This window comes from Pseudomonas sp. 15C (assembly GCF_055484735.1).
Genome location: NZ_JBUDGD010000003.1, coordinates 1 through 12,357 on the forward strand (window position 1 = coordinate 1; position 12,357 = coordinate 12,357).

A 12,357-nucleotide genomic window follows, 5' to 3' on the forward strand; every position below is an offset into this window, starting at 1 on the left:
GGCGCGACTCCTGGCCATCAGCGCGACTTCTTCCGGGTTGGCATGGGTGGCGTGGACCAGGCACCAGCGCTGGTCGACCTCGACATTTTCATACAGCCATTGCAGCGGCCGGCGACCGCTCCAGCTCAGGCAATCGTCGACTTCTTTTTGTTGCTCAGCGATGTGGATGTGCACCGGGCATTGTTTGTCGCTGGCGGCGAGAATTTCGCTGATCTGTTGCGGCGTCACCGCGCGCAGCGAGTGGAAGCACAGGCCCAGCGATTGCGCCTTTTGCTGCGCCAGCATTGGCTGAAGGCGCGATTGCAGATTCAGGTAGTTTTCGGTGCTGTTGATGAAGCGGCGCTGGCCGTCATTCGGCGTTTGGCCGCCAAAACCTGAATGGCTGTAGAGCACCGGCAGCAGGGTCAGACCAATGCCGCTGTCACTGGCAGCCTGGCTGATGCGCAAGGCCAGTTCGGCCGGGTCAGCATACGGCTGGCCGTTACTGTCGTGATGCACATAGTGGAATTCGGCGACCGAGGTGTAACCGGCCTTGAGCATTTCGATGTACAGCTGACGGGCGATGACGCCGAGCTGATCCGGGCTGATCTTTCCGACGAGCCGGTACATCAGATCGCGCCACGTCCAGAAACTGTCGTTGGGATTGCCGGCCACTTCGGCCAGCCCGGCCATCGCCCGTTGGAAGGCATGGGAATGCAGATTCGGCATGCCCGGCAGCAACGGGCCGCTTAACCGTTCGGCGCCGTCTGCGCTGGAATCGGCCTGGATTTGGGTCAACAAGCCATCGGCGCTGACCTCAAGACGTACATTGTTGGCCCATCCATTAGGCAGCAGTGCGCGTTCAGCAAAGAAAGCGGACATGGTTCGGCACCCCCATCGCGTGTTATTTGTATATACATATACAGACGTTTGCCTGCCCGGTAAACTCCGGCAAGCTAGCCACTTTCATCCAAGAACAGGGATCCACCGTGCCGACTCCGCCTCCAGTCTCCCCGTTGGCCGCGAACATGGGCGACAGTCCGGCGCCCTTGTACGCCCGCGTCAAACAGATGATCACCCAGCAGATCGACAGCGGTAACTGGCCGCCGCATTACCGCGTGCCGTCCGAGAGCGAACTGGTCAGCCAGCTGGGTTTCAGCCGCATGACCATCAACCGCGCCTTGCGCGAGATGACTGCCGACGGCCTGCTGGTGCGCATGCAGGGTGTCGGCACGTTCGTCGCCGAACCGAAGAGCCAGTCGGCGCTGTTCGAAGTGCACAACATCGCCGACGAAATCGCCTCCCGCGGCCATCGCCACACCTGCCAGGTCATCACCCTTGAAGAAGAGGCCGCCGGTTCCGAGCGCGCACTGGCGCTGGACATGCGCGAGGGGCAGAAGGTGTTTCACTCGTTGATCGTGCATTACGAAAACGACATTCCAGTGCAAATCGAAGACCGCTTCGTCAATGCGCTGGTCGCCCCGGAATACCTCAAGCAGGACTTCACCCTGCAAACCCCTTACGCCTATCTCAACCAGGTCGCGCCGCTGACCGAGGGCGAGCACGTGGTCGAGGCGATTCTCGCTGAGCCGTCCGAGTGCAAGTTGCTGCAGATCGAAAAGGGTGAGCCGTGCCTGCTGATTCGTCGTCGCACGTGGTCGGGCCGTCAACCGGTGACCGCTGCGCGCTTGATCCATCCGGGTTCCCGTCATCGTCTGGAAGGACGCTTTCATAAATGAGTTACGAAATGAAGGTTCTGCGCGCTGCAGGCTATCCGCGCATGCCATGGAAAAACGGCGGCGGCAGCACCGAAGAAATCACCCGCGATGCAGGTGCCGGTCTTGATGGTTTTGGCTGGCGTCTATCTATTGCCGACATCGCTGAATCGGGCGGTTTCTCGACGTTCGCCGGTTACCAGCGAGTGATCACCGTGTTGCAGGGCGATGGCATGACGCTGTGCGTCGACGGTGACGATAGTCGCCCGCTGTTACCCCTCGACCCGTTCGCCTTCAGTGGCGAAAGTCAGGTGTCGTGCACGCTGCTCGGTGGCGCGATTCGCGATTTCAATCTGATCTACGCACCGCAGCGTTACAGCGCGCGGTTGCAGTGGCTGGAGGGCGAGCAACGCTTTTTCAGTTCGGCGTCGACGCTGCTGGTGTTCAGCGTCAGTGACGCGCTGCAAGTGCAGATCGGTGACAGTGCTTCGCAGCTGGGGCGACATGATTGTCTGCAGCTGGACGGTAACACCGGGTTGATCGAAGTCTCGACCTATGCCGCTTGTTGCGTGATCGAGCTGACAGCTCGCTAATGACGCCTTTCTCTTGATCGTTCCCAGCTCTGCGTGGGAATGCATCCCGTGACGCTCTGCGTCACCAGCGATCCCGAAACCTGTTTCCTGCACGCACCAACTTGTTACCGAACGCCCCAGCGTGGCGCAATACCACGCCCATCTGGCAAATCCCCAATTCACAAAAACGCTCCTGCAAAAAATTTCATTCACGCCTGAGCCCTTGATCCAGAAGCTCTCCAGCCCCTTGCGCGTTTTATCTTGAACGCCTCTCCAACAAGTTGGCCGCTTGATTGCATATGCTTGTATGTACAAGTAAAGACGTATGCGTATGAGTCGCTTGAGACTCTCCGCAGCGTCCACTGATTCGCTTGTCGCGCATCGAAGCGCACAGGCTGCTTGCCCACTGCCAGGGTTGGTTTGAATTGATCGCTGAGGAGTCTTTTTCGTGACTGACAATAAGCCTACTAAGGTTCGTAACGTCGAAATCCGTGCATCGCGCGGCAACAAGCTGACCGCCAAGAGCTGGCTGACCGAAGCGCCGCTGCGCATGCTGATGAACAACCTCGACCCGGAGGTCGCCGAGAACCCGAAAGAGCTGGTGGTCTACGGTGGTATCGGTCGCGCGGCGCGCAACTGGGAGTGCTACGACAAGATCGTCGAAAGCCTGACCAATCTGAATGGCGACGAGACCCTGCTGGTGCAATCGGGCAAACCGGTCGGCGTGTTCAAGACCCACAGCAACGCCCCGCGCGTACTGATCGCCAACTCCAACCTGGTGCCGCACTGGGCGAGCTGGGAGCACTTCAACGAACTCGACGCCAAAGGCCTGGCCATGTACGGCCAGATGACCGCCGGCAGCTGGATCTACATCGGCAGCCAGGGCATCGTGCAGGGCACCTACGAAACCTTCGTCGAAGCCGGTCGCCAGCACTACAACGCTGACCTCAAAGGTCGCTGGGTGCTGACCGCCGGCCTCGGTGGCATGGGCGGCGCGCAGCCTTTGGCCGCTACACTGGCCGGCGCCTGCTCGCTGAACATCGAATGCCAACAGGTGAGCATCGATTTCCGCCTGAAAAGCCGTTACGTCGACGAGCAGGCCAAAGACCTCGACGACGCGCTGGCGCGTATCGACAAATACACCAAAGAAGGCAAAGCGATCTCCATCGCTCTGTTGGGTAACGCCGCAGAAATCCTCCCCGAACTGGTCAAGCGCGGCGTGCGCCCGGACATGGTCACCGACCAGACCAGCGCCCACGATCCGCTCAACGGTTACCTGCCGGCCGGCTGGAGCTGGGACGAGTATCGCGCCCGCGCCAAGACCGAACCGGCCGCTGTGATCAAAGCCGCCAAGCAGTCGATGGCCGTGCACGTCAAAGCCATGCTGGAATTCCAGAAACAGGGCATCCCGACTTTCGACTACGGCAACAACATCCGTCAGATGGCCCAGGAAGAAGGCGTCGAAAACGCCTTTGATTTCCCGGGCTTCGTGCCGGCCTATATCCGTCCGCTGTTCTGCCGTGGCATCGGCCCGTTCCGTTGGGCGGCATTGTCGGGTGATCCACAGGACATCTACAAAACCGACGCCAAGGTCAAAGAGCTGATCCCCGACGACGCACACCTGCACAACTGGCTGGACATGGCCCGCGAGCGCATCAGCTTCCAGGGTTTGCCGGCACGGATCTGCTGGGTTGGCCTGGGCCTGCGCGCCAAGCTCGGTCTGGCGTTCAACGAAATGGTCCGCAGCGGCGAGCTGTCGGCACCGATCGTGATCGGTCGCGACCACCTCGACTCCGGCTCGGTCGCCAGCCCGAACCGCGAAACCGAATCGATGCAGGACGGTTCCGACGCCGTGTCCGACTGGCCACTGCTCAACGCCCTGCTCAATACCGCCAGCGGTGCGACCTGGGTTTCGCTGCACCACGGTGGCGGCGTCGGCATGGGCTTCTCGCAGCACTCGGGCATGGTGATTGTCTGCGACGGCACGGACGAAGCGGCCGAACGCATCGCCCGCGTTCTGCACAACGACCCGGCGACCGGGGTCATGCGTCACGCCGATGCCGGTTACCAGATCGCTATCGATTGCGCTAAGGAGCAGGGGCTGAACCTGCCGATGATCACCGGCGGCAAGTAACACAAATCCCTGTGGGAGCTGGCTTGCCAGCGATAGCGGTGGCACTGCTGGAAATGATGTTGACGGTACCGACGTCATCGCTGGCAAGCCAGCTCCCACAAGGTCCGAGTAGGCCCGAGAGAACTATTAAAACAATCCACAGAGGTTGAATCATGGCTGTCAACACCGATCGTGCAGGCAACAAACCGTTGATCGAGAGGCGTTCGATCGACTACATCCCGGAAGCGGAAAGACACGGTCGTCTGTTCAGCCAGTTCACCCTGTGGATGGGCGCCAATCTGCAGATCACTGCGATTGTCACCGGGGCCTTGGCCGTGGTGCTGGGCGGTGATGTGTTCTGGTCGTTGATCGGCTTGCTGATCGGCCAATTGCTCGGCGGTGGTGTGATGGCGCTGCATGCTGCGCAAGGGCCAAAACTCGGTCTGCCGCAAATGATTTCCAGTCGCGTGCAGTTCGGCGTTTACGGCGCGGCGATTCCGATCGTGCTGGTGTGCCTGATGTACCTGGGTTTCACCGCGACCGGCACCGTGCTCTCCGGGCAAGCGCTGGGGCAGTTGTTTGGTGTCAGCGACAGCATCGGCATTCTGATTTTTGCCAGCGTCATCGTGCTGGTGACGGTGCTCGGCTATCGGGTGATCCACTTTATTGGCCGGGTCGCCAGCCTCATCGGCGTGATTGCTTTCGTCTTTCTGTTCTGGCGGTTGATGAGCCAGACCGATGTCGGCGCGCTCCTGCAAATCCGTCACTTCAGCTGGAGCAGCTTCCTGCTCGCAATGTCGCTGGCCGCGTCCTGGCAAATCGCGTTCGGCCCGTATGTCGCAGACTATTCACGCTACTTGCCAAGCAACACCTCGGCGGTAAAAACCTTTTTCGCCGCCGGTGCCGGTTCGGTGATTGGTGCGCAGGTGGCGATGATCTTCGGCGTGTTCGCGGCGGCTTCGGCCAACGGCCAGTTCGCCGGGCATGAAGTGGCCTATATCGTCGGTCTGGGCGGCACCGGTGCCACTGCGGCGTTGCTGTACTTCAGCATCGCCTTTGGCAAGGTGACTATCTCCACGCTCAACTCCTACGGCAGCTTCATGTGCATCGCGACGATCATCAGTGGTTTCAAAGGCCACCTGACCGTTACGCGCATGCAGCGCCTGGTGTTTGTGCTGGTCATCGTCGGCGCAGCCACGCTGATTGCGCTGCTCGGTCAGCACTCGTTCCTCGGTGCGTTCAAGTCGTTCATCCTGTTTCTGCTCGCCTTCTTCACCCCGTGGAGCGCGATCAATCTGGTCGACTACTACTGCATCACCCGCGAGCGCTACGACGTGCCGGCGCTCGCCGATCCGAAGGGACGCTACGGTCGCTGGAACCTGTTGGGGATCAGCGTCTACGTGTTCGGTGTGCTGGTGCAGCTGCCGTTCATTTCGACCAAGTTCTACACCGGTCCGCTGGTGGCTGCCCTCGGTGACGTGGATATTTCCTGGATCATCGGTCTGGTGCTGCCTGCCGCCGTTTACTACGTGTGCGCAAAAAAATGGCACAGCGCAGTGCCCGATCAGCTGATTCTGCCAGTCGCGCAGAGCAGCGAAGTACAACCCGAAACAAGCGGGGCCGGTCGCGCTGCGGCGCAGGCCTGATCTGGACGTGGACAGGGCTGGATGCCTCTTGAACTGCCGTAAGCCCATTCATGATTAGGAGCGTCATTACAATGAAATCGAACAAGACCCTGCTGACCACATTGCTGTCCATGGGCCTGTTGGCCAGTGCCGGTGCGACCCAAGCCGCCGGCTGGTGCGAATCGGGCAAACCGGTGAAATTCGCCGGGCTGAACTGGGAAAGCGGCATGCTCCTGACCGACGTGCTGCAAGTGGTGCTCGAGAAAGGCTACGACTGCAAGACCGACAGCCTGCCGGGCAATTCCATCACCATGGAAAACGCCTTGAGCAGCAATGACATTCAAGTGTTTGCCGAAGAATGGGTCGGCCGCAGCGAGGTCTGGAACAAGGCCGAGAAGGCCGGCAAGGTGGTCGGCGTCGGCGCGCCGATCGTCGGTGCAATCGAAGGCTGGTACGTGCCGCGCTACGTCATCGAGGGTGATACCAAGCGCAAACTCGAACCGAAAGCCCCAGACCTGAAAAACATCGCTGACCTGGGCAAATACGCCGCCGTGTTCAAGGACGCCGAAGAGCCGTCCAAGGGCCGTTTCTACAACTGCCCGGCCGGCTGGACCTGCGAGCTGGATAACAGCGAAATGCTGAAAAGCTACGGCCTGGAAAACAGCTACACCAACTTCCGTCCGGGCACCGGCCCTGCGCTGGATGCGGCGGTGCTGTCGAGCTACAAGCGGGGCGAGCCGATCCTGTTCTACTACTGGTCGCCCACCCCGCTGATGGGCCAGATCGATGCGGTCAAACTCGAAGAGAAGGCCGGCGTCGACAAGAGCGTGAGCATCAAGGTCGGCCTGTCGAAAACCTTCCACGACGAAGCCCCGGAACTGGTCGCCGTGCTGGAAAAGGTCAACCTGCCGATCGACCTGCTGAACCAGAATCTGGGGCGCATGGCGAAGGAGCGTATCGAGTCGCCGAAACTGGCGAAAATCTTCCTCAAGGAACATCCTGAAGTCTGGCATGCGTGGGTCAGTGCAGACGCAGCCAGGAAAATCGACGCGGCGCTGTAGGTCGATACCTCCCGGTCAACCGTGAGGCTGGCCGGGAGATATGCCGTAAACGCTTGATTGAGATTGCTGACTGAGAGCCGCTTATGTTTCCCGAGAGCTTTACCTTTTCCATCGCCGACTGGGTCAACGGTTGGGTCGATTCGCTGGTCACCAACTACGGTGATGTGTTCCGCCATATCTCCGACACGCTGTTGTGGGCCATCGTCAACCTCGAAGGCCTGCTGCGCGCAGCGCCATGGTGGCTGATGCTGGCGATCGTTGGTGTGGTCGCCTGGCACGCCACGCGCAAAGTCGTGACCACGGCGGTCATCGTCGGTCTGCTGTTCCTGGTTGGCGCGGTCGGTCTGTGGGACAAGCTCATGCAGACGCTGGCACTGATGATGGTCGCGACGATCATTTCGGTGTTGATCGGCATTCCGCTGGGGATTCTCTCGGCACGCAGCAATCGCCTGCGTTCGGTGCTGATGCCGCTGCTCGACATCATGCAGACCATGCCCAGTTTCGTGTACCTGATTCCGGTGCTGATGCTGTTCGGTCTGGGCAAGGTACCGGCGATTTTCGCCACGGTGATCTACGCCGCACCGCCGCTGATTCGTCTGACCGATCTGGGCATTCGCCAGGTTGACGGCGAAGTGATGGAAGCGATCAACGCGTTCGGCGCCAACCGCTGGCAGCAACTGTTCGGCGTGCAACTGCCGCTGGCCCTGCCGAGCATCATGGCCGGGATCAACCAGACCACCATGATGGCCCTGTCGATGGTGGTAATCGCCTCGATGATCGGCGCCCGTGGCCTGGGTGAAGATGTGCTGGTGGGGATTCAGACCCTCAACGTCGGACGTGGCCTTGAAGCCGGTCTGGCGATCGTGATTCTCGCAGTGGTCATCGACCGTATTACTCAGGCGTATGGTCGGCCACGGCATGAGGTGAGCAAATGAGCAACGCAACCGTGAGCAAGATCGAAGTCAAAAACGTCTTCAAGATTTTCGGCAACCGCGCCAAGGACGCCCTGGCGATGGTCGGCCAGGGCAAGACCAAGGATCAGGTGCTGAACGAAACCGGTTGCGTGGTCGGGGTCAACGACCTGTCGCTGAGCATCGGCACCGGCGAGATCTTCGTGATCATGGGTCTCTCCGGCTCGGGCAAATCCACCCTGGTGCGCCACTTCAATCGTCTGATCGATCCCACCAGCGGGGCAATCCTCGTCGACGGCGTGGACATCCTGCAATACGACATGGACGCGCTGCGCGAATTTCGCCGGCACAAGATCAGCATGGTGTTCCAGAGCTTCGGCCTGCTGCCGCACAAGAGCGTGCTCGACAACGTCGCCTACGGCTTGAAAGTGCGCGGCGAGAGCAAGCAGATGTGCACCGAGCGCGCGCTGCACTGGATCAACACCGTGGGCCTCAAAGGCTACGAAAACAAATACCCGCACCAGCTCTCCGGCGGCATGCGCCAGCGCGTCGGCCTGGCCCGCGCTTTGGCGGCGGACACCGACATCATTCTGATGGACGAAGCCTTCAGTGCGCTCGACCCGCTGATCCGTGCGGAGATGCAGGATCAGTTGCTGGAGCTGCAAAAGACCCTGCACAAGACCATCGTGTTCATCACCCACGACCTCGACGAGGCCGTGCGCATTGGTAACCGCATTGCGATTCTCAAGGATGGGAAGTTAATTCAGGTCGGTACGCCGAGAGAGATCCTGCATTCGCCGGCGGATGAGTATGTCGACCGGTTCGTGCAGCGGCGGGCGGCAGTAGTCTGAAAAATGTGCGGTGACTGAACTGGCGCCATCGCGAGCAGGCTCACTCCTACAGTTGAAATGCGTACCCCTGTAGAAGTGAGCCTGCTCGCGAAGGGGCCGGTGAAGCTGCATCAATATCAAGGTTGAGGTTTTAGATGTCCCAGGCTGAAAAAATCATCATCACCGGCGACCACCTGCGTTGGCAGGACGTGGTCGCCGTGGCCCGTCACGGCGCGCAACTGGAGCTGTCGGAGGGCACCTGGGCGCGTATCGACAACGCGCAGGCCATCGTTCAGCGCATCGTCGAAAGCGGCGAGCGGGCCTATGGCGTCAACACCGGTCTGGGCGGACTGTCCAACGTCTCGCTCAAGGACGAACAGCTCAGCCAGCTATCGCGCAACACCTTGCTCAGCCATGCCTGCGGCGTCGGCCCGGTGCTCAGCGACGAACAGACTCGCGCGATCATCTGCGCGGCCATCCACAACTACAGCCACGGCAAATCCGGCATTCATCGCCGTGTGGTCGAAGGCCTGCTGGCGCTGCTCAATCGCGGCATCACCCCGCAGGTGCCGTCGCAAGGTTCAGTGGGCTACCTGACGCACATGGCGCACGTCGGTATCACGTTGCTCGGCGTCGGCAACGTCAGCTATCGCGGGCAGATTGTGCCGGCGCAACAGGCGCTGGCCGCAGAAGGCCTGCAACCGGTACAGCTCGGCGCCAAGGACGGTTTGTGCCTGGTAAACGGCACGCCGTGCATGACCGGCCTAAGCTGTCTGGCAATTGCCGATGCAACGCGCCTGCTGCAATGGGCCGACGTTATCGCTGCGATGAGTTTCGAAGCGCAGCGCGGGCAGATTGCCGCGTTCGATGCCGAGATCATCGCACTGAAACCGCACCCGGGCATGCAGCAGGTCGGCAGCAATCTGCGCGCGCTGCTCGATGGCAGCGAAGTGATCGCGACGAGCAAAGGCATTCGCACCCAGGACGCCTTGAGCATCCGCTCGATCCCGCAGGTGCATGGCGCCGCCCGTGATCAGCTGGAGCATGCGACCAGACAGGTCGAGATCGAACTCAACGCCTGCACCGACAACCCGTTGCTGCTCGGTACGCCGGAGAACTTCCGGGTGATGTCGCAAGCCAATCCGCACGGGCAATCGGTGGCGATGGCCGCCGACCTGCTGGCGATTGCCATGGCCGAGATCGGTTCGATCGCCGAGCGCCGTCTGGATCGCCTGATCAACCCGCACGTCAGCGGCCTGCCGGCGTTTCTGGTGGCCAATCCGGGCGTCAATTCCGGGATGATGATCGTGCAATACGTCGCCGCCTCGCTGTGCGCGGAAAACCGCCAATTGGCGCAACCGGCAGTGCTCGACAACTACATCACCTCAGGCCTGCAGGAAGACCATCTGAGCATGGGCACCCATGCAGCGCTGAAACTGCATCGCGCCGTGGAAAACTGCACGCAAATCCTCGCCATCGAATACTTGCTGGCGGCCCAGGCGTTTGAATTTCTCAAGGAGCAACGCTTCGGCGCCGGCACCGATATCGCCTGGCGCCTGCTGCGCGAAACGGTCCCGGCCTACGATCAGGACCGCTGGCTGGCGCCAGACATTGCCGCCGCAGCGAGCGTGCTGAAAGACCCGAATCTGCCGCACAACGTTTTACCGAATCTGTACTGACACTACCCTGCCAGCGTGCCAAGGCGCGGCTCTCCAAAAGACGAGCGGCGACGGACAACGGACATTTCCGGAGCGACTGGTCAGTTAATAAGAAACTCTCAAAAGGAGCACAAACATGACTGCGCTGAACCTGATTCCCGGCCAACTGAGCCTGGCCCAACTGCGTGACGTCTACCAGCATTCGGTCAAGCTGAGCCTCGACAACAGCGCCTCTGCGCAGATCGAGGCCAGCGTGGCCTGCGTCGAGCAGATCCTCGCCGAGAATCGCACCGCCTACGGCATCAACACCGGGTTCGGCCTGCTGGCGTCGACGCGCATCGCCAGCGAAGACCTGGAAAATTTGCAGCGCTCGCTGGTGCTGTCCCACGCCGCTGGTGTCGGTGAGCCGATCAGCGATGCGCTGGTGCGGCTGGTCATGGTGCTCAAGGTCAACAGCCTGAGCCGGGGTTTCTCCGGCATCCGCCGCGTGGTCATCGATGCGTTGATCGCGTTGATCAATGCCGAGGTCTATCCGCACATTCCGCTGAAGGGCTCGGTCGGTGCATCGGGCGATCTGGCACCGCTGGCGCACATGTCGCTGGTGCTGCTGGGCGAGGGCAAGGCGCGCTACAAGGGCGAGTGGATGCAAGCCACCGAGGCGCTGAAGGTTGCCGGCCTGCCCCCGCTGACCCTGGCGGCAAAAGAAGGACTGGCGCTGCTCAACGGCACTCAGGTGTCCACCGCGTTTGCCCTGCGTGGCCTGTTTGAAGGTGAAGATTTGTTCGCCGGTGCGCTGGCGCTCGGCAGTCTCAGCGTTGAAGCCGTGCTGGGCTCGCGCTCGCCGTTCGACGCACGCATTCATGCCGCGCGTGGCCAAAAAGGCCAGATCGATGCCGCGGCCGCGTACCGCGATCTGCTCGGTGAGCGCAGCGAAATCTCCGATTCGCACCAGAACTGCGAGAAGGTCCAGGACCCGTACTCGCTGCGCTGCCAGCCGCAAGTCATGGGCGCCTGCCTGACCCAGTTCCGTCAGGCTGCTGAAGTGCTCGCCGTCGAAGCCAACGCGGTGTCGGACAACCCGCTGGTGTTCGCCGCTGAAGGCGATGTGATTTCCGGCGGCAACTTCCACGCCGAACCGGTGGCCATGGCCGCCGACAACATGGCCTTGGCCATCGCTGAAATCGGCTCGCTGAGCGAACGCCGCATCTCGCTGATGATGGACAAGCACATGTCGCAACTGCCGCCGTTCCTCGTCGCCAATGGCGGCGTGAACTCCGGTTTCATGATCGCGCAGGTGACGGCGGCGGCACTGGCCAGCGAGAACAAGGCACTGTCTCACCCGCATTCGGTCGATAGCCTGCCGACCTCGGCCAACCAGGAAGACCACGTCTCGATGGCCCCGGCAGCGGGCAAGCGTCTGTGGGAAATGGCCGAGAACACTCGCGGCATTCTCGCGGTGGAATGGCTGGCGGCGGCGCAGGGGCTGGACCTGCGCAACGGCCTGAAGACCTCGCCGAAGCTGGAACAGGCACGGGCGATTTTGCGTAAGGAAGTGCCGTTTTATGAGAAGGACCGGTTCTTTGCGCCGGACATTAATGCGGCGACTGAGCTGTTGGCTTCGCGGTGCCTGACCGAACTCATTCCGGCGAAGTTGCTGCCTAGTTTGTAAGTGGATTTTCAGGGGGAGCTTTGTTGTTGCTGAAATCGATCCCCCTCACCCCAGCCCTCTCCCCCAGGGGGGAGAGGGGGAAGGGAGCAGATCTCTATGCTTTTCAGAATTTGAATTCAACTTGATAGTCAGGTTGGCATATCTCGACAGAACTACCCGGTCAGTTCCCTCTCCCTCCGGGAGAGGGCTAGGGTGAGGGGCTTTTCAAGGCCGCCCACCAAACC

At 61.1% G+C, this 12,357-nt stretch carries 10 protein-coding genes; 9 read left to right on the plus strand and 1 reads right to left on the minus strand.

Annotated elements, in window-relative coordinates:
* On the minus strand, positions 1–861 hold an 861-nt coding region (hutF, locus tag ACYYKW_RS02800), incomplete at its 3' end, for a formimidoylglutamate deiminase (RefSeq protein ID WP_464989358.1).
* Positions 862–1,007: 146 nt separating this feature from the next.
* Between hutF and hutC the strand changes: the two genes are divergently transcribed.
* The 9 genes from hutC (at position 1,008) to hutH (ACYYKW_RS02845) (ending at position 12,133) form a co-directional block, all read left to right on the plus strand.
* A complete protein-coding gene (gene hutC, locus ACYYKW_RS02805) occupies positions 1,008–1,718 on the plus strand; it encodes a histidine utilization repressor (RefSeq protein WP_162803449.1) in 711 nt (236 codons plus the stop codon).
* Positions 1,715–2,287: a HutD/Ves family protein gene (locus ACYYKW_RS02810; protein ID WP_464989359.1), complete on the plus strand. Its 573-nt coding sequence runs from the start codon at positions 1,715–1,717 to the stop codon at positions 2,285–2,287. The genes hutC and ACYYKW_RS02810 overlap by 4 nt, the downstream gene beginning before the upstream one ends.
* A gap of 427 nt (positions 2,288–2,714) precedes the next feature.
* Positions 2,715–4,400: a urocanate hydratase gene (gene hutU, locus ACYYKW_RS02815; RefSeq protein ID WP_464989360.1), complete on the plus strand. Its 1,686-nt coding sequence runs from the start codon at positions 2,715–2,717 to the stop codon at positions 4,398–4,400.
* 152 nt (positions 4,401–4,552) lie between these two features.
* Positions 4,553–6,025 (plus strand): purine-cytosine permease family protein, encoded by a 1,473-nt coding sequence (locus tag ACYYKW_RS02820; RefSeq protein ID WP_464989361.1) that lies wholly within the window; start codon positions 4,553–4,555, stop codon positions 6,023–6,025.
* A gap of 71 nt (positions 6,026–6,096) precedes the next feature.
* Positions 6,097–7,065, plus strand: a complete 969-nt coding sequence (locus ACYYKW_RS02825; protein ID WP_336356281.1) for an ABC transporter substrate-binding protein — start codon at positions 6,097–6,099, stop codon at positions 7,063–7,065.
* An 83-nt stretch (positions 7,066–7,148) separates the two neighbouring features.
* Positions 7,149–8,000, plus strand: coding sequence for an ABC transporter permease (locus ACYYKW_RS02830; protein ID WP_007949591.1), 852 nt, complete (start codon positions 7,149–7,151; stop codon positions 7,998–8,000).
* Positions 7,997–8,827, plus strand: a complete 831-nt coding sequence (locus ACYYKW_RS02835; RefSeq protein WP_090280309.1) for a quaternary amine ABC transporter ATP-binding protein — start codon at positions 7,997–7,999, stop codon at positions 8,825–8,827. Before ACYYKW_RS02830 ends, ACYYKW_RS02835 begins: the two co-directional genes overlap by 4 nt.
* 134 nt (positions 8,828–8,961) lie before the next feature.
* On the plus strand, positions 8,962–10,485 hold the full coding sequence (hutH, locus tag ACYYKW_RS02840) for a histidine ammonia-lyase (RefSeq protein WP_464989362.1): 1,524 nt from the start codon (positions 8,962–8,964) through the stop codon (positions 10,483–10,485).
* 115 nt (positions 10,486–10,600) lie between these two features.
* On the plus strand, positions 10,601–12,133 hold the full coding sequence (gene hutH, locus ACYYKW_RS02845; RefSeq protein ID WP_464989363.1) for a histidine ammonia-lyase: 1,533 nt from the start codon (positions 10,601–10,603) through the stop codon (positions 12,131–12,133).
* Positions 12,134–12,357 lie beyond the last annotated feature (224 nt).

Coding starts and splice junctions, on each gene's coding strand:
- hutC (WP_162803449.1), top strand. CDS start 1,008: ATGGGCGACAGTCCGGCGCCCTTGTACGCCCGCGTCAAACAGATGATC.
- ACYYKW_RS02810 (WP_464989359.1), top strand. CDS start 1,715: ATGAGTTACGAAATGAAGGTTCTGCGCGCTGCAGGCTATCCGCGCATG.
- ACYYKW_RS02820 (WP_464989361.1), top strand. CDS start 4,553: ATGGCTGTCAACACCGATCGTGCAGGCAACAAACCGTTGATCGAGAGG.
- ACYYKW_RS02825 (WP_336356281.1), top strand. CDS start 6,097: ATGAAATCGAACAAGACCCTGCTGACCACATTGCTGTCCATGGGCCTG.
- ACYYKW_RS02830 (WP_007949591.1), top strand. CDS start 7,149: ATGTTTCCCGAGAGCTTTACCTTTTCCATCGCCGACTGGGTCAACGGT.
- ACYYKW_RS02835 (WP_090280309.1), top strand. CDS start 7,997: ATGAGCAACGCAACCGTGAGCAAGATCGAAGTCAAAAACGTCTTCAAG.
- hutH (WP_464989362.1), top strand. CDS start 8,962: ATGTCCCAGGCTGAAAAAATCATCATCACCGGCGACCACCTGCGTTGG.
- hutH (WP_464989363.1), top strand. CDS start 10,601: ATGACTGCGCTGAACCTGATTCCCGGCCAACTGAGCCTGGCCCAACTG.